General features: G+C 30.8%; 15 protein-coding genes and 1 riboswitch. Of the genes, 6 read left to right on the forward strand and 9 right to left on the reverse strand.

Going from position 1 to position 18,146, the window contains the following annotated elements; genetic code table 11:
• Positions 1 to 50: 50 nt before the first annotated feature.
• The 9 genes from ACWJKP_RS15575 to ACWJKP_RS15615 all read right to left on the reverse strand — a co-directional run bounded on the left by ACWJKP_RS15575 (position 51) and on the right by ACWJKP_RS15615 (position 10,849).
• On the reverse strand, positions 51 to 806 hold the full coding sequence (locus ACWJKP_RS15575) for an NYN domain-containing protein (protein ID WP_165414485.1): 756 nt from the start codon (positions 804 to 806) through the stop codon (positions 51 to 53).
• Between the two features lie 146 nt (positions 807 to 952).
• A complete protein-coding gene (locus tag ACWJKP_RS15580; RefSeq protein ID WP_165414484.1) occupies positions 953 to 2,116 on the reverse strand; it encodes an AI-2E family transporter in 1,164 nt (387 codons plus the stop codon).
• Between the two features lie 80 nt (positions 2,117 to 2,196).
• A riboswitch (NiCo riboswitch) is annotated at positions 2,197 to 2,292 on the reverse strand.
• An 84-nt stretch (positions 2,293 to 2,376) separates the two neighbouring features.
• Positions 2,377 to 3,483: an alanine racemase gene (locus tag ACWJKP_RS15585; RefSeq protein WP_165414483.1), complete on the reverse strand. Its 1,107-nt coding sequence runs from the start codon at positions 3,481 to 3,483 to the stop codon at positions 2,377 to 2,379.
• Between the two features lie 148 nt (positions 3,484 to 3,631).
• Complete coding sequence (locus ACWJKP_RS15590; RefSeq protein WP_165414482.1) at positions 3,632 to 4,450, reverse strand: Cof-type HAD-IIB family hydrolase; 819 nt, start codon at positions 4,448 to 4,450, stop codon at positions 3,632 to 3,634.
• Complete coding sequence (locus tag ACWJKP_RS15595) at positions 4,437 to 5,255, reverse strand: response regulator transcription factor (RefSeq protein WP_165414481.1); 819 nt, start codon at positions 5,253 to 5,255, stop codon at positions 4,437 to 4,439. The genes ACWJKP_RS15590 and ACWJKP_RS15595 overlap by 14 nt, the downstream gene beginning before the upstream one ends.
• A 3-nt stretch (positions 5,256 to 5,258) precedes the next feature.
• Positions 5,259 to 6,947, reverse strand: coding sequence for a sensor histidine kinase (locus ACWJKP_RS15600; protein ID WP_165414480.1), 1,689 nt, complete (start codon positions 6,945 to 6,947; stop codon positions 5,259 to 5,261).
• Between the two features lie 23 nt (positions 6,948 to 6,970).
• Entirely contained in the window at positions 6,971 to 8,635 is a 1,665-nt protein-coding gene (locus ACWJKP_RS15605) for an ABC transporter permease (RefSeq protein WP_165414479.1), read from the reverse strand.
• On the reverse strand, positions 8,625 to 9,734 hold the full coding sequence (locus tag ACWJKP_RS15610; protein WP_165414478.1) for an ABC transporter ATP-binding protein: 1,110 nt from the start codon (positions 9,732 to 9,734) through the stop codon (positions 8,625 to 8,627). The genes ACWJKP_RS15605 and ACWJKP_RS15610 overlap by 11 nt, the downstream gene beginning before the upstream one ends.
• A gap of 95 nt (positions 9,735 to 9,829) precedes the next feature.
• Positions 9,830 to 10,849, reverse strand: coding sequence for an ABC transporter substrate-binding protein (locus ACWJKP_RS15615; protein WP_165414477.1), 1,020 nt, complete (start codon positions 10,847 to 10,849; stop codon positions 9,830 to 9,832).
• A 294-nt stretch (positions 10,850 to 11,143) separates the two neighbouring features.
• Here ACWJKP_RS15615 and ACWJKP_RS15620 point away from each other — a divergent pair, with 294 nt between their 5' ends.
• The 6 genes from ACWJKP_RS15620 (at position 11,144) to ACWJKP_RS15645 (ending at position 18,118) form a co-directional block, all read left to right on the forward strand.
• Entirely contained in the window at positions 11,144 to 12,349 is a 1,206-nt protein-coding gene (locus ACWJKP_RS15620) for an IS701 family transposase (protein ID WP_224578714.1), read from the forward strand.
• 296 nt (positions 12,350 to 12,645) lie between these two features.
• The gene (locus ACWJKP_RS15625) at positions 12,646 to 13,653 is read left to right on the forward strand and encodes an ABC transporter permease (protein ID WP_462961304.1); all 1,008 of its coding nucleotides are present in this window, start codon (positions 12,646 to 12,648) and stop codon (positions 13,651 to 13,653) included.
• On the forward strand, positions 13,623 to 14,528 hold the full coding sequence (locus ACWJKP_RS15630; RefSeq protein WP_187351445.1) for an ABC transporter permease: 906 nt from the start codon (positions 13,623 to 13,625) through the stop codon (positions 14,526 to 14,528). Before ACWJKP_RS15625 ends, ACWJKP_RS15630 begins: the two co-directional genes overlap by 31 nt.
• A 34-nt stretch (positions 14,529 to 14,562) precedes the next feature.
• On the forward strand, positions 14,563 to 16,122 hold the full coding sequence (locus ACWJKP_RS15635) for an ABC transporter substrate-binding protein (RefSeq protein WP_165413926.1): 1,560 nt from the start codon (positions 14,563 to 14,565) through the stop codon (positions 16,120 to 16,122).
• A gap of 76 nt (positions 16,123 to 16,198) precedes the next feature.
• The gene (locus ACWJKP_RS15640; RefSeq protein WP_165413927.1) at positions 16,199 to 17,209 is read left to right on the forward strand and encodes an ABC transporter ATP-binding protein; all 1,011 of its coding nucleotides are present in this window, start codon (positions 16,199 to 16,201) and stop codon (positions 17,207 to 17,209) included.
• A 6-nt stretch (positions 17,210 to 17,215) separates the two neighbouring features.
• Positions 17,216 to 18,118 carry an ATP-binding cassette domain-containing protein gene (locus ACWJKP_RS15645; RefSeq protein ID WP_165413928.1) on the forward strand — a complete coding sequence of 301 codons (903 nt, stop codon included), beginning with the start codon at positions 17,216 to 17,218 and terminating at the stop codon, positions 18,116 to 18,118.
• Positions 18,119 to 18,146 lie beyond the last annotated feature (28 nt).

Below are 18,146 nucleotides of genomic sequence, written 5' to 3' on the forward strand. Positions count from 1 at the left end.
TTACATACAATTACTGGATATGAAATTCTTCAAACCCATTCCTCCTTGGGTTAGCACTCTTTATTTCTAATATATTTAAGACTTATACTTGGATTGCTAGTTTTTGTTGATCTAATCTCAAAATATTTTAAAGAGGCTACAAAAGGTGTAAGCTTTGCATAACCATAGTTTCTAGTGTCAAAATCAGGATACCTCTTATTAAGAGTGCTACCTAGTTCTCCTAAAAATGCCCAACCATCTTCATCTGAAATCTCAGTTATAATAGTTTTTATAGCCTCTACTAATTTACCGGGACTTATCATGCCACCTTTTGATTCTTCTTGTATTTGTGCTCCTTTAACAGTCGCTATTTCAGTATGTCTTGGCGCCATTGAAGCTAATACTTCAAGATATTTAAATTTCTCACAAGCTGAAATGAAAGGTTTTGGAGTTTTCTTTTCTCCCATACCAATAACATACATACCGGCTTCGCGAAGTCGAGCTGCTAGTTTAGTAAAATCACTATCACTCGATACAATGCAAAATCCATCAACATTGCTTGAATAGAGTATATCCATAGCATCTATTATTAGGGCTGCATCCGTAGAATTTTTGCCTGTAGTATAACTATATTGTTGTATTGGACTAATAGAATAATTAAGCAATACATTCTTCCATGAAGCTAGTTGAGGCTTGGTCCAATCCCCATAAATTCTTTTATATGTAGGTGTTCCATGATTTGAAATTTCGTCAATTATATACCTTATATATTTATCAGACACATTGTCAGCATCAATCAAAACTGCAATTTTCATATCCTTTTCCATCTTTATCTCCTTTACACCTTAATGTCTTTAAATTATTTTATAATAAATCTATTAACTCATTACTTTAAAATAACATACTAATTATAACATTCTACAAAATTCCAAATATTCCTTCTATATTTCAATAATTAACTATTATCCTGGTTTTAAACTTCGCTACTCGTTTCATCTGTTCGCTTTCTTATAATTTTTATTAAAAATAGTTTAATTATGCCGGCAATAGGTACAGATAAAAGCATTCCAATTATACCTGCTAAACTTCCCCCTATGGTTATTGCCATGATTATGAAAATCGGATGTAGACCCATGCTATCTCCTACAATTTTTGGTGATATAACGGCACCATCAAGTTGTTGAACCGCAAGAAGTAGAAGTACTGCCCATAAAGCCTGCATAGGGTTCGGGCTAAGAATACCTACAATAATTGCTGGAATACAACCAATTAGTGGACCAACATAGGGTATAATATTTGCAATACCTGCAGTAAATCCAATAAGAATAGCAAAATCAATGCCTACAAAAGACAGGCCAATACTGCTAATTAATCCAACTATTAAACCATCAAGGAGCTGTCCTCTTATGAACCTAGATACAATATAATTAATTTCAAGAAGGGTTTTATTAAGGCTCTTAAATTTACTTTCCTTCATTATAAGACTCACATAATTTAAATATATCTTTTTAAAAAATTCATAATCCTTTAATAAATAGAAGGAAATAAACAAACCAATAAAACTATTTATAATACTGTTGCTTATACCTGCAAATATTTTGATTGTACTATTTATAGAAAGTGATAAATATGAGTATATCTGCTGTATAGCTTGTGATAAATACCCCTTTATATCGAGAGAGAGACCACTTTGCGTGATTTTTCTGTTAATATAATCATAGAGCTCATTATAGCGTTTTATATAATCACTAATAGTTTCGAACATAACTGATAAGGTTTCATTGTGACTAATTTGTCCACCAATCATCGCATAGATGCTATAAATAAGTATAATAAATAATAAAATCACTACTAAGTATGTTAGTATAATGCTGATTAAATGGGGCTTATATTTAAGTTTTAAGTGCTTAACAAGAAAAGCATTTATAATCTTTGATAATGGATATAATAGATAAGCAATTATACAACCAATAATGAGTGGAGAAATCATTGAAAATAAAGAATTGATTGTACTAGTAATATTACTAAAAACCTCTTTGAAATTAAATACTACATTATAGCTTATAAAAATCAAGGTTGCCGTGAGGGCAACATATAGTACATACTTAAGATACTTTCTGTCTAATCTGTTTTTCATGATTATATCCCCCTTAGTAATTAATTATCTTTGCATTTGTCATATTTATTTATACAAATAAAAAAGCCCGTAGAACTATAAACTGTCCCACAGGTGTATAATTTTAATCCTATTGCCATTTAGGCCCAACTTCACGAACTTTTTTACAAGTTCATCACCTGCTCAGTTTGTACTGTTATTTATATACAATACAAAGAGATTCCCTTAAATTTATCATACAAGGCTATTATATGTCAATATTTTTATTTTTTGTACATGGCTTATATTAAAACCTTTGATATACCTGAATATCCACTTAAACACATCATTGGCGGGTAGTACATTTGAAAATCAAGTATGTCCCCTAATTTAATTTCACTATCACACTCTTCAATATCTACAATTAAGTGATCTGAACTACTTCCTATAATTTTAACACCTTGTCTTTGCGGGATTAGCTTGTCGTGTAACCCAAAATCCTGTTTTCCCACTGCAAGTAACGCCTTTTTTCTTATTCCTTTATCCTCATAGGTTGGTTTATTGCCGAAAGCATCAATAAACACTTTCCCAACAGGATGTGTAGGCTTATCTTTTATTTCCACAACCTGCGCTTTTAGCACAAAAGTATCCTTATGCATATGTCTCATATCATATCCCCAGTACTCATCTAAATCTTGTGCTAATAGTACTCCCTCGCCTATTCTTAAATTATTTACTCTTTTAGGCATTTTCCCATCTATTACTAAAGGCAGTGAACTTGTAGCTCCCCCTGAAATCATTTCTAGTCTCCTGTTTATTTTACCCTCAATTATTTCAGCAATATTACAAAGCCTTCCTAAATTCTCTTCTGTAGGCATTATTGCTCCATAACAACCTAAATTTGTTCCTACTCCATATAACTCTATATTTTCAAGATGATTTTCCACATATTCCGCTAAATTTATGAATTCGTTTTCATAGAAGACGCCTTCCCTTAAATCTCCAAGGTCAAGCATTAAAATCACCTTATGTTTTTTACCTTGTAATTCACATTCATTTTCAATCATATTCAATGTTTCCATTTCAGAATTTAGACTAATATCAGCATATTGTACCAAGTCTTTTATTTCACTAAACATTGGAATTCTAATCATCATAAAAGGTTTCTCTATTCCATATTCCTTTAGTTTAATTATTTGGTCCATTCTTGAACTTGCTATATATGTACACCCTGCATGTGCAAACTGTTCTACGACCTCTGGTATTGCATTAAACCCCTTAACTACTCCAGCAATGCTTATCCCCTGAGATCTACATAAATCTACCATGTATTCAATATTTTCGCGTACATTTTTTAAGTTAATTTCTAATATTGGATATTTAATACTTGGATAAGTTTTTTGTTTCATGTCAATTCCTCCTAAAATATTTTATGTTTAGAATATATTTACTAGTTTTTAAATAAGTTTTTTATATGCAACTAGTATAAACCATAATAGGAATAATTTAAATAAGCCAGTCAAAATGAATATACATCATCATAACTGGACAATTAATTTAAAAATGGATTAACTCATCACAAGCATATGCAAACCCATTCTCATCGTTTGATTTTGTTATAAAACCAGCATACTTTTTCAACTCCTCATGAGCATTTTCTACTGCTACACCAAATCCAGAGTTTTTTATCATATCTAAATCATTAAGGTTATCCCCTATCGCCATTACATTGGATATATCTATGTCCTTTAATTTACAAAGTTTTACTAGAGCATTACCCTTCGAAACGCCTGTTTTAACAATTTCCAAAAAATAATCATGGCTTTTAAAAAAATTAAATTTTTTAGAATCGATTTCTGCTAACTTACTATGTATATCATCTACTATGCATTTTTCTCCAATTATCATTAGCTTTGCATATTTTTTATTTATTGCTCTACTAAAATCGCTTATCTCACTTACACCATATCCATTTACTTCACATTCGATATCTGTATAAGTAGTTTTTTTATTACAAATCAAACAATTACCCTCATGGACTGCAAATGAGACATCATAATCTTTATAAGCATTATAAACTTCATTAATAATTTCCTCATCTACATACCCGAAATCGTAGGTTTCCCTAGATTTAGTATCGAAAATACTTACTCCATTCATGCTTATAATATAATCTACTTCATCTATCAATTGATATTTTCCTAGAAATTTACACAGAGAGCTTCTTGACCTTCCAGTAGCAACAGCAAACTTAATATTATTTCTTTTAAGTTTTTTAATAAAGGACAGGTTCTTTCCTGATATTTTGCTATCATTATCTAATAATGTTTTATCCATATCTGTAATTACTAATGAAATATTTTTACTCTTCATCATTTTCATTATCCCCCTTGATGTATAAATTAGCTTTAGCAAATTCTAATGGTGAAGCTTTTATATATTTTTTAAATACAGTAGAATAGTGTTTATAATCAGTAAAACCTACCATAGAAGATATCTCATAAACCCTATACTCCCCCCTCATAAGTAATTCAATTGACTTTTGTACTCTATATCTATTTAAAAAGTCATGAAATGTTTGATTTGTCTGTTCCTTTAAATTTCTACTGAGGTAGCTTGAGCTTACTGCTAACTTTTCTGCGATATCCTCAATACTAATCTTTTTTGCGTAATTGTCTTTTACATAGTTAATTACTGATTCAGTATATTGAGATTTTTTTTTATCAGATTTTAAATAGTACTCCAAATTTAGAACATCAATATTTTTGTAACCCTTAATACTTTTTTTAAATTCATTATATATTTTTTTCTCATCAATTTTATTCTTAACCTTTCCGATTATCTCTTTAAATTTATCTTCATCAATTGGTTTTAGTACATAATCAAAGACTTTCAGATCTATAGCTCTTTTTGCATATGGAAATTCTCCGTAGCTAGTTAAGATAATCTTTTCAAAATCATAAATTTCACTAGCTTTCTCCAACATATCCACGCCGTTCATTATTGGCATTTTAATATCTGTAATGACTAAATCGGGCTTGATTTCTATAATCGTTTTTAGTCCTTCTTCGCCGTTCGCAGCTTCCCCTGAAATAATACAATCCATACTCAGCCAGTCGATAGTGTTGACTAATCCTTTTCTTATAAAATTTTCATCTTCTACAATAAGCACTTTAATCATAATCTACTCCTCACTTTTATGTACTGGAAGGTTAATAACTATTTTAGTACCTTCATATAGTTTACTATATATATTTATACCGTATTCCATACCATACATAAGATTGATTCTCTTTTGAACATTATAAAGTCCTATATGGTTTGTATCGTTTTTACTTTTGTTAATGAGTTTTAATATCCCAGATAATTTTTCATAACTCATTCCTTCTCCGTTATCCACAATTGATATTACTAAATTATCATTTTCAACCCTACAGTCTATATTTATTTTTAAATATTGTTTTGTTTCAAATCCATATTTTATACTATTTTCAATAATAGGTTGTATTATAAGTTTTGGTATCAAGCATTCTCCTACTACTTCTTTATTTAAATTAAAAATGTAATCAAAATTGCCATCAAATCTAAATTTTTGTATTATTAGATAATCCTCTATGTATTTAACGTCATCATTAAGCTTTACCTTATTAAAATTTTTATTTATGCTGTATCTTAACAAGTTAGCCATTGAAACAATGATCTTTGAGGCACTCTTCTCATCTGTTTTTATCATGTATTTAAGCATTTCAAGTGTATTAAATAAGAAGTGAGGGTTAAATTGTGCTTCTAGCTGCTTAAGCTCTGATAATGCATTTCTTCTTGCCTCTTCTTTGTTTCTTTCTACAAGCTCGTTTATTCTTATTATCATTTTATTGCAATACTGACCTATAACTTCAAACTCATCATTAGAGTTTATACTGACAACAGTGTTCAAATTGCCCTCTTGAACACTGTTAATAGCAGACAATAATTTATCAATTGACTTTGTCTTACTTATAGATATTTTCTTAGCAATGAATAACATAGAAAACACTAAAATTAAAAACACTAAGATTAAAAATATTTCACCTATTAAATAGATGTTTTTTATAAAGCCCACATATGAAATTGTATGAATATAAACATTACCTTCTATTATAGAATTATTAAATACATAGTTATTCTCTTTATCCAAAAATGGCTTCAATTTACCTATACCATCTAGAAGTGCATTATTAGTTGAAACTATATTATTGTTATATCTATCAGTTATTACAGCATGATGATTGCTACTACTGTAAACTATTTTGTTCATCTCATTTTCCAAAATATCGAAAACAATAAACCCTACAACGTGGTTATTGTCGTCAGTAATAGCTTCTCCTATAGAGTATACAGTTCTTGTATTCACATCGAGTTGAGCCCTATTAAGCATCATAACAGATTTATTAGGATTGTCTTTCATTTTCTTAAAAATTCCACCCATAAATAAATCATCACTTTTAGCGTATTGAGGGTCCCCTTTAGCATTTGTTATTATAGACTCTCCTTTTTCATTAAAAACATAAAAAACACTTCTTATATTATGATTATTAACGGTATTATAAAGCCTTTCATATACCATTGCTTCGTCATGTTGATTATAAAAAGCCTTTTTTATTTCATCCCATTTTACTAAATGCTCTACTTCCACTTTGTAACTTACAAACTCATTACTTATAATATTTGATATACTATTGTTATATTTTTTATTACTTCTCTCGACGGCTTTACTGCTATACAAAAATAATAAATTATAAAAAATAAAGGACAAAATTATAATAGGAGTCAGTGCATATAATATAAAAGTTTTTCTTATTTCTTCCTTGAAAAATTTTCTTTTTATATTTTTCATACGCAAATCCTCCTATTAGGTTTTTATAAACTTATTTCTTTCTTACCTGTGAATTTAAAGAAAACTATTAGTGATATGATAGTTGTAGCCGTTAATATAGATGATAAAGCAGCTGCTGTACCATAACTTGCCCTTATAACGTCTGTGTATATTGCAACTGATAATGTTCTTGTAGTTCCTGTATATAGAATAATTGAAGAACTTAATTCATTTATTACTGTTATCCAGCTTAATATTGCTCCTGCAAATACCCCTGGTATCATCATAATTGCAGTAACCTTAAAGAATGTTTTCATTTCAGAATAACCTAAACTAATTGATGCTTCTTCAAGACTTGGACTAAGTTGCAATAGTATTGCTGCACTGGATCTAATGGTATAAGGTAGTTTTCTTATAACAAATGCAATTATCATTATAATGAAAGTACCACTTAGCACCATTGGTTTCTTGTTGAATGCTAATAATAATGTAATACCTAAAACAGATCCTGGAATAATATATGGGAACATAGTTAATGTATCTAGGAAGGAGGTTAAGGCACTTTTTCTTCGTACAGATACGTAAGATATAAGCATTCCCAATAATATTATTATTATTATAGCTATTATACCATATACATAGGTATTCAGAATTGAATTACCCAGTTTTGAAAGCACTGTTTTATAGCTATTTAGTGAAAACCCTTTAACAAACATTGAGCCACTTGTTTTTAAGAACGAGGTATATATTACTGTTACCTGAGGAATTGCAGCTAGTGCTACAACAATATAAACGTATAAATGTGCTAAAAGGCTCTTGTATCCCTTAACCTTTTTAGCAGATATAGGCTTTAATGAGTTCATAACATATGACTTTCTATTAACTACATATTTTTGTCCTAAAAAAATAACCGCTGTTATAATTACCATTATTGTACTTAGTGCAGCGGCAAAATTTGCTTGACCGCCTACCTCAGATACAAACTCTGAGTAAATTAAAACTGGCATAACTCTAAACCCTTCACCTATAAGCATTGGAGTTCCAAAATCAGCAAGACAATTCATGAATACCAATAATGACGCTGCCATTATTGTAGGAAGCATCAGTGGTAATATAATAGTAAATACTTTTTTAACTCCACTACAGCCTAAACTTTCTGCTGCTTCACTTAGTGCAACGTCTATTTTCTTTAGTGCTCCTGAAACATACAAATATATAAACGGAAATAATTTCAAGGTAAACACTAGTAAAATCCCTTTAAACCCATAAATACTAGGAAGATGTATTCCTAAGGTTTTCAAGAAGAAATTTGTAATAACTCCGTTTCTTCCAAGTAGTAATATCCATGAATATGCTCCTATAAAAGGTGGAGATAATACAGATATTATAATAAGTACCTCTACGATTGATTTAAATTTAATTTTTACTGTAGTCATGATATAAGCTAAGGGAGCACCAATTAAAATAGCTAGTAATGTTACTATAATACTTACAGTAAAACTATTTATAAGTGTTCCATAATAATATTTTTTAGTGAAAAACTTAGCGAAATTGTCTAAAGTGTATTTTCCGGTCTCCACATCTTGAAAACTAGTTAAAAACAATGAACCTAGTGGATAAATTAGAAATACTGAGAATATTAAAAATGAAATAAGAATTATTATTGTCCAAAAATCAAATTTTATCTTTTTAACTTTTTTATTCTTCATATTTTCCCACTCCAGTAATAAGACTTATATCCCCATCCTTGTTAAAAACATTGATTTTTTTATTGTATACTTGTAGATATAGCTCTTGTCCAATTTCATGGAAAGTATCATTAGTACTAGTATCTTGTGTTAGTTCAATTATTTCCCCATTATCAAGTTTTACTTCATAATTTATATATTTCCCGAGGAATGTATTAAAGTGAACTACACCTCTAATCCCATAATTGTTATTGCTTATTATAAATTCCTCTGGCCTTACGGATATTTTAATTTCTTTTCCGTTTTCCGCTCCGCTATTCAAATTATTCATAGACACTTTATATCCATTCTCAAATACAACGTATTGCTTTTCCTCTTCTACTAATATTTTTCCATTAAATATATTAGAGTGACCAATAAATGTAGCAACAAAGACATTTGAAGGTCTTAAATAAATTCTTTGTGGTGTATCTATTTGCTGAATAACACCTTTGTTCATAATTGCAATTCTATCTGATATAGCAAGTGCTTCTTCTTGATCATGAGTTACATATACTGTGGTTATTCCTACTTTCTTTTGTATTTCTCTTATAGCACTTCTCATTTCTATTCTAAGTTTTGCATCTAAATTTGAAAGAGGCTCATCCATAAGTAATACTGTTGGATGAATTACAATAGCCCTCGCTAGTGCAACTCGTTGCTGCTGTCCTCCTGAAAGTTTGTCTGGTGATCTATCCTTATACTCATATATCTTTACAACTTTTAAAATTTCCTCTAGTTTTTTATTTGATTCTTCTTTGTTAAATTTTCTTAGCTTTAACCCATATTCAACATTTTCTGATACTGTCATATGAGGGAATATAGCATAATTCTGAAACACCATACCTATATTTCTTTTATGTGCGGGAATATCATTAATTACCTTTGAGTTAAACTTAATCTCTCCTTCTTCAATTGTATTAAATCCTGCTACCATTCTTAAAAGAGTTGTTTTACCACAACCTGAAGGTCCTAGCAATGTGAAAAATTCACCCTCCTTAATTTTAAGTGAAAGCTTTGGAATTACTGTATTATCATCATATCTTTTTACTATATTTGTGAATTCAATGGATGTATTCATATTTTAATTTCCTTTCTAATACAAATTTTTTTATAAAAAAAACCCTAGGGCTTTTTAATAATATAATATTTAAAAGTCCTAGGGGCCCATCTTTTTTAGTTGCTTGTAAATATATCTTTATATTTATCTAAAATCATCTGTTTATTTTCTTTAAGCCATGCTTCGTCATCCTTTATTACCTTAATTTTATCTAATGGTTTAAGCCCTTCAGCCGCTGGAGCATCTTTTCTAACTGAACGTCTATTTAATTTATTAGCTACTAAAGTCTGTCCTTCCTTACTAGTTACATAATCAATGAATTTCTTAGCATTTTCCATGTTTTTAGCACCTTTTATAATAACGACACCATCTGCTTTAGCAATAGTACCCTCTTTAGGGTAAACTATTTCAACTGGCGCTCCATCTTTTACATACTTTGCAGCAGCTTCTTCAAATGTTAATCCTACAGTATATTCTCCATCACCTACACCTTTATAAACGGCTGAAGAACCACTTAATAGTTTACCATCTAAATTTTTTGTTAATGCTTTTTCATAATCCCAACCCTTTTCTGGATCTCCATTTCCCATAGCATATAAATGATTTATTACCTGTTCAAAAGCAGAAGAAGATTTTGATGGATCTGCATTAGCTATTTTTCCTTTTAACTCAGGATTTAATAGATCTTGGAAACCTTCTACCTTTATCTTTCCTATAAGGTTTTTATTGATCATAATTACACTTGGTATAGCAGTAAATCTTGTTATTTGACCATCTTTATTTTTATAATCATCATAAACATCTTTTTCATTTATAGATTGATATTTTTCAAATAAATCCTTCTTTGGTTCTAGAGTAGACAATGAGCCTCCCCATAGAATATCTCCTAATGGGTTTTCTCCTTCTGCTTCAACTCTCTTTAAGAGTTCTCCTGTTCCTGCTGCTACAACCTCAACCTTAATTCCTGTCCGGTTTTCAAATTCATTAACTACTGGGTCGATAAATTCTATTGGATGTGGTGAATAAACAGTTAATTTATCCGATGCTTTTGGGGCTGTTGTCCCATTTTTTGATCCACATGAGCTTAAAGATAACATCATAAAAGATGCCAATAAAATTGATACTGCTTTTTTCATTAATTAATCCCCCATTTCTTCATGTAAACGTTTTGTTATTGATTAAATGTTATCATAACATCTACTTGTCAACAATACCTAAAAACAGGAATAATATACTTAAAAATGAACACGTAATTTTAATAATCCCTTTAGGGGTTTTAGATGTTAATTTTATATATTCATTTCAATATAATCTATAAATGAGCGAAAATGATTCCACCAATTTCCATATATCAAAAAAAGAAAAACATTTATACATTCTCCTGTTATAATTAAGTCACTACACAAAATACAACTAAGGAGAAAACATAAATGTTTAATAACTCAATTGTAACAAAATCATCGACAATATACAAATTTTTAATTGAATTAAAGATAACTCTTTATCTCACAACTCCTCAAATTCATCATCTAATATTATTTATAAATTCTATGGTGACAAAAGGCTACTGTGGAAAAGTAACCGACGTTTCAGATTTTATGCCGGTTAGGCATAGGACTAATATTGGAAAGTTTCTATCGGAGAGTCCATGGGACGAAAACTTTGTTGAAAAAGCCCTAAAAAAACGTGTAATTATGAGAATATGGGAGACGTCTAAAACAACTGGTAAACCTATTTATGTTGTAATAGATGACACTATTTCGGAGAAGACTGTGCCCTCGTCAAAGGCTAAGAAACCTACTGAAAAATGTGGATTCCACCATTCTCATTTAAAAGGTAAAACAGTTTATGGTCATCAATTAGTTACCGTTATGTTACTGTGCGATACACTTGTGATGCCATATACTATGGCGATATACGACAAAGAAAATATGAGTAAAATCCAAATGGCAATTGAGTTTATAAAATCATTACCCAAACCAGTAAATGAAGGTTATGTTTTATGTGATAGTTGGTATAGTAATAAAAAATTGTTCGCAGTTTCTAAAGGATCAGGCTACGCCTATATTGGTGGTCTAAGAACAAATAGAGTGATATATCCAAAAGGTCGTGAAAAACTTGGAATTAAGCTTAATCATATGTGCGAGATATTAACTAAGGATGATGTCGACCTAGTCAAAGTTGGCAACAATGAATATTTTGTCTACACATATAGAGGCAAGCTTAATGATGCAAATGATTCTTTGATAGCTCTTTGTTGGCCTAAAGAGGCTCTATTTAAACCTGGTTGCTTAAGAGCATTCATAAGTCTAGATACTACTATTACTACTGAAGAACTCCTAAATCACTATAAATTTAGATGGCCAATTGAAACCTTTTTTAGAGAAACTAAAAAACATCTTGGTTTAAATCATTACCAAGTAAGAAGTAACCGAAGTATAAACAGATACTTCTTGCTGCTAATGATTACCTACGTATATTGCGAATTGGAAGTAAGCAATGGCACGTTAAATTTTAACGTTGGTATTAAGAATGCAAGAAACCAATCTAAAAAAGAAAGGGTATCTTGGATCTTTAATCAAGCTGACCTAGGAAATTCTCTTGAAGCTATTTTTAAAACACTAAAAATAGCTTAGGACAATTGACATTAATTTATAATGGAATAATTTGTTATAAAATTCGCTCGTTTATAGTATAATATATAAAATGATTTTATTTGACTAAATTAGAAATATAATATAGACTAAATATGCAAGACGAATCTTGCGTCTTTATTTAGAAGAATAATTTTTTATAGTAAAAATTTATTTTTTAAATTTAATAACTATTAAAATTAAACCACGAAGGTTTCGACTCTTTTCTTTTTTGAAGAAGGAGCTGAATTTTCGTGGTTCTTATGTTATTTATGTTATTTAGGAAAGGATCGAATGTTATGAATAATGTGATTTACATAGAAAAAAAAATAGTACAGTTCATCTTTGTTATATTTCTGCTGTCTATCATTGTCTTTTATATGGCAAGGTTATCACCTGGAGATCCTTTAATGTCTTATTATGGGGAAGGCGTTGAGAGGATGAATACTACACAAAAACTGGATGCAATGAAAAAGCTCGGATTAAACGACCCTATATATAGGCAATATATTAGCTGGTTAGCAAATGCGGCTCATGGTGAATATGGTATTTCTTACAAATATAAACAAAACGTTACGACAGTAATTAAAGATGTTTATATAAATACAATTATACTAGGGGGGCTTGCTTATATATTAACCTTTTTATTTGCTCTACTTTTAGGAATTTTTTGCACCTTACATGAGGACAAGCTCATAGATAAAGTTATTTGCAAAATAGGTGTTATAACCACTTGTATTCCATCGTTTTGGGTATCTCTTATACTGATTTTAATTTTTAGTATTAATTTAGAGATATTACCTTCAAGTGGTGCCTATGGGCTGGGGCAATCCAGCAACATTGGAAGTCGAGTAGAGCATCTTCTACTTCCTTTAATTGTTCTGATATTGAGTCACCTTTGGTATTACACATACATGATTAGAAATAAATTAGTAGAAGAAACCAGACAAGATTATGTGTTATTATGCAAAGTTAAGGGTTTAAGTAAAAAGAAAATTGTATATAAACATTGTTTAAAAAATATTATGCCATCTTATATTAGTATTATGTCAATATCCGTTTCTCATATTTTAGGAGGAACTTATGTGGTAGAAAAAGTTTTTTCTTATCCTGGACTTGGCTCTTTATCCTTTGAGAGCGCTAAATATCATGATTATAATATGCTGATGGTACTTTGCTTAATAACAGGGATATTGGTGGTTTTCGTAAATATGTTAGCACAAGTAATTAATGATAAAATAGATCCAAGAATGAAACATGATCGGGGTGACAATTGTTGGAAAGACAATATAGGGACTTTAAAATAGTTGGAGAAAATTATATTCCAGAAACGATAAAAGTAGCTAAAAGAAAAAGCTTTAAAAAACACATAAACGAAAGACCTTATGTCTCAATAGGAATGTTACTTACAATCATCCTTGGATGTATTTTTTACGGGATAATAACGAAAGTTGATCCTTCTTATATGGACCTAGGTAATATTAATGTAGCTCCTAACAGCAACTTTTATTTCGGCACAGATTCTTTAGGAAGAAATATTTTTACTATGATTTGGTATGGTGGTAGAATCTCTTTGTTTATCGGGGTATTAGCTACGATCATATCAACTACAATCGCAATTGTAGTTGGAAGCCTCAGTGGTGTTGCATCTGAATTAGTAGATGATATTATGATGCGTTTTACTGAAATCGCACTTAGTATACCATCGATTTTGGCCATGATTTTCATTCAAGCAATGATAGGACAAGCAAATCCAGTATCCCTCTCCATTGTAATTGGGCTTACTAGTTGGATGAACATTTCTAAGATTGTACGAAGTGAAGTAAGGCAAATTAGAAATACTGGTTATATTTTAGCAGCGAAATGTGCTGGAGGTAAATTCTTTTATATTTTAAAAAAGCATCTGCTACCAAATTTCATTTCATCAATAATGTTTATGGTGGTTATTAATATTGGAAGTGCCATTGCAATAGAATCAACTTTGAGTTTTTTAGGGATTGGACTTCCACTTGAAATTATTTCATGGGGTAGTATGCTCTCCCTTTCGGAAAAGGCATTGTTATCAAATTATTGGTGGATTATCTTGATTCCGGGTATATTTTTAGTGGTTACATTGGTTTGCATAACGAATATAGGCAACTATGTAAGGAAGAAAAACAATAAAGAATTTAGTAATTTATAAAGATATAAAACAATAAATATTAAGGAGAAAAATTATGCAATTAAAAAAACGAATGATTTTAGGAGTGGCGCTGATTATGAGCATGGCTTTATTAGTAGGCTGTGGTGGTGATAGTGATGCTGATAAGAAAGCAACATCGAATGAAAAGGTTTTAGTTTATGGAAGTGGGGATTATTCAAGTATCAATCCCGCATTATATGAACATGGAGAAATTAATTCCCTGATTTTTAGTGGCCTTACGACTCATGACAAAAACAACAAGATTGTTCCAGGACTTGCAAAAAGTTGGAAATATGATAAAGCTGCAAAAACATATACTTTTACATTAAGAAATGATGTAAAATGGCATGACAATGAACCTTTTTCGGCAGAGGATGTGAAGTTTACTTTAGATACAATTATAAATCCTAAAAATGATTCAGAAATAGCCTCCAACTATGAAGATATTACCAATATTAAAGTGGTAGACAAGGCTACGTTAAAAATAACTTTAAAGGCACCAAATATCGCAATGCTGGATTATTTGACGATTGGTATTTTACCTAAGCACCTCTTAGAAGGAAAAGATATTGCAACAGATAAATTTAATCAATTTCCAATCGGAACTGGTCCATTTAAAATGGAGAGCTGGGATAAAGGACAAAGTATTACTCTTGTAAAAAATAAAGATTTCTATGTAAAAGAACCACAAATTGATAAAGTAGTCTTTAAAATTATAGAGGATACAAAGGCAAGAGCCCTGCAATTAAAATCAGGAGAATTGGATTTAGCGCAGGTTACACCACATGATGCTGGTCAATTTCAAAATAATAAGGAGCTTGTTATCTATGATATGAAAACATCAGACTACAGGGGAATTATGTATAATTTTAATAGTCCCTTATTTAAGTTAAATCCAGAACTGCCCAATGCCTTAAGTTATGCTATTGATCGATTAGCTATTTTGGACAGTGTTCTATTAGGACAGGGGAAAGTAGCATATTCACCACTTCAGGCCGGAGAATATAACAACCCTGATATGGAAAAATTTGATTATAATCCTAAAAAAGCGAAGCAAGAGCTTGAAAAGGCAGGCTGGGAGCTTGGCAAGGACAAAATATATGAAAAGAACAATAAGAAAATATCATTTACTGTCAACTGCAATGAAGGAGACCAGGTTAGAGTTGATATGGCAAACGTCTGTGCACAACAGTTTAAAGCAATTGGGGTTGATATGAAGGTTGCGATGCAACCAAAAATCGATTGGGAGAATCAAGACGCATTCCTGATTGGCTGGGGAAGTCCATTTGATCCGGACGATCACACTTATAAAGTGTTTGTAACAGGTAAAGGTAGTAATTTTAACAGCTATTCAAATGCCAAAGTTGATGAGTTATTACAGAAAGCAAGAGAAACTGATGTCGAAGCTGAAAGATTAAAATATTACAAAGAATTCCAAATTGAACTAACTAAAGATATGCCATATACATTTATCACATACATCGATGCATTATATGTTGCAAAGCCTAATATAAAAGGGATTACCCCAGAAACAGTATTAGGCCACCATGGCGTTGGAGTATTCTGGAATATTACAGAGTGGACAATTCAGTAGGAAATAAAAAAAAATAAAGAGAAACTACAATGGTGCCATAATGTTCCTTTGTGGTTTTTAATGACTAGGAGCGAATATGGACAATTTGTTAGAAGTAAATAATTTAGTCGTAAGCTTTTCAACTAAAGCGGGTGAAGTGAAGGTGGTTAGAGATGTTTCTTTTTCTTTGAAAAAAGGAGAAGTTTTAGCGATACTTGGAGAATCAGGATCTGGAAAATCAGTATTATGTAAAAGCATTTTACGCATACTTCCCGAAAATGGCTGTATAAAAAGTGGAGAAGTTATTCTTAATGGAGAGAACATAACAAATTTATCGGAAAAATCTATGAATAAGGTGAGAGGCAATGACATATCTATGGTATTTCAAGATTCTACGACTTCTTTAAATCCCACTATGTCTATTGGCAAACAGATCATGGAAGCGGTACTCATTCATCAAAAAATTAGCAAAAGGGAAGCAAAAAGGAAAAGCATAGAATTGATGGAACTTGTTGGGATAGACCATGCAGAAAAAAGATTTAATCAGTATCCGTATCATTTCTCTGGAGGAATGATACAACGAAGTGTTATTGCAATAGCACTGGCCTGTAGCCCTGAAGTATTAATTGCTGATGAACCAACCACTGCTTTAGATGTAACTATCCAAGCACAAATATTAGATCTTATTCAAGAGTTACAAGTAAAAACTGGTATATCAATCATATTTATCACGCATGATTTAGGTGTTGTTGCAAATATTGCCCAAAGAATTGCAATTATGTATGCAGGTAAATTTGTTGAGATTGGCACAGCTAAAGATATTTTTTATGATCCAAGGCATCCCTATACTTGGGGATTAATGTCCTCTTTACCTAAAATTAATTCTGATGAGGAATTTTTGAATTTCATACCAGGAATGCCACCTAATTTACTGAACCTGCCAAAGGGTGATGCTTTTGCGGTGAGAAACAAATATGCTTTGAAGATGGATTATCTAGCTGAATCACCAATGTTTAAAATCAGTGATACACATAGTGCTGCAACTTGGCTTTTACACAAAGATGCGCCAAAAATAAATCCCCCATTAAATTTGAGAAATGTGAAGTGATATGAAATGAAAACCGAAAAAATATTGGAAGTGAGAAATTTAAAGCAATATTTCAAATTAGATAAAAATACTTTAATTAAAGCAGTTGATGATATATCTTTTGAAATTTATAAAGGAGAAATATTTGGCTTGGTGGGTGAATCCGGTTCCGGTAAATCAACTACTGGCAGAAGCATTATTAATATCCATAAGCCAACAGAGGGAGAAATCTATTATAGGGGAAATCTTATATCAGATCCTAAAATTTACAGAGCTCAAAAGAGACTTATAAATAGAAATATGCAAATTATATTTCAAGATTCAACATCATCTCTAAATTCACGGATGACTATAAAAGAAATTATTGAGGAACCTCTTATAATCCAAAAAGTGTATAAGGAGAAAGAAGAACGCATGGATAAAGTTTATAAGCTTATGAACTTGGTAGGCCTTGATAAAATCTATAAAGACTATTATCCATTTGAATGCTCAGGCGGACAGAGACAACGTGTAGGAATTGCACGAGCGCTTAGTCTTGATCCGGAATTCATCATTGCTGATGAACCAATTGCATCTTTAGATGTTTCAATTCAAGCTCAAATTATCAATTTATTTAAAAAGCTTCAAAGAGAAAATGGTATGACGTGTTTATTTATTTCACATGACTTATCAATGGTAAGGTATGTCTGCAACCGAGTAGGGGTTATGTATCATGGAAAAATTGTTGAACTCGCTGAAACTTGCGAATTATATCGCAATCCAATTCATCCTTATACTAAGGCACTGTTTTCATCAATACTTGTCCCTGATCCAGCTTGTGCAGAAAATAGAACCCGTATCAAGTATAATCCGATTGTAGATGTTCATTTAGAAGAAAAAGGTCAGTTGGTAGAAGTATCAGAAGGTCACTTTGTATATTGTTGTAATTAATAAGATACGAGGAATAAAAATAGCATTA

This window comes from Clostridium sp. CM037 (assembly GCF_055081095.1).

Coding starts and splice junctions, on each gene's coding strand:
- ACWJKP_RS15575 (WP_165414485.1), bottom strand. CDS start 806: ATGGAAAAGGATATGAAAATTGCAGTTTTGATTGATGCTGACAATGTG.
- ACWJKP_RS15580 (WP_165414484.1), bottom strand. CDS start 2,116: ATGAAAAACAGATTAGACAGAAAGTATCTTAAGTATGTACTATATGTT.
- ACWJKP_RS15585 (WP_165414483.1), bottom strand. CDS start 3,483: ATGAAACAAAAAACTTATCCAAGTATTAAATATCCAATATTAGAAATT.
- ACWJKP_RS15590 (WP_165414482.1), bottom strand. CDS start 4,450: ATGATGAAGAGTAAAAATATTTCATTAGTAATTACAGATATGGATAAA.
- ACWJKP_RS15595 (WP_165414481.1), bottom strand. CDS start 5,255: ATGATTAAAGTGCTTATTGTAGAAGATGAAAATTTTATAAGAAAAGGA.
- ACWJKP_RS15600 (WP_165414480.1), bottom strand. CDS start 6,947: ATGAAAAATATAAAAAGAAAATTTTTCAAGGAAGAAATAAGAAAAACT.
- ACWJKP_RS15605 (WP_165414479.1), bottom strand. CDS start 8,635: ATGAAGAATAAAAAAGTTAAAAAGATAAAATTTGATTTTTGGACAATA.
- ACWJKP_RS15610 (WP_165414478.1), bottom strand. CDS start 9,734: ATGAATACATCCATTGAATTCACAAATATAGTAAAAAGATATGATGAT.
- ACWJKP_RS15615 (WP_165414477.1), bottom strand. CDS start 10,849: ATGAAAAAAGCAGTATCAATTTTATTGGCATCTTTTATGATGTTATCT.
- ACWJKP_RS15620 (WP_224578714.1), top strand. CDS start 11,144: ATGTTTAATAACTCAATTGTAACAAAATCATCGACAATATACAAATTT.
- ACWJKP_RS15625 (WP_462961304.1), top strand. CDS start 12,646: ATGAATAATGTGATTTACATAGAAAAAAAAATAGTACAGTTCATCTTT.
- ACWJKP_RS15635 (WP_165413926.1), top strand. CDS start 14,563: ATGCAATTAAAAAAACGAATGATTTTAGGAGTGGCGCTGATTATGAGC.
- ACWJKP_RS15640 (WP_165413927.1), top strand. CDS start 16,199: ATGGACAATTTGTTAGAAGTAAATAATTTAGTCGTAAGCTTTTCAACT.
- ACWJKP_RS15645 (WP_165413928.1), top strand. CDS start 17,216: ATGAAAACCGAAAAAATATTGGAAGTGAGAAATTTAAAGCAATATTTC.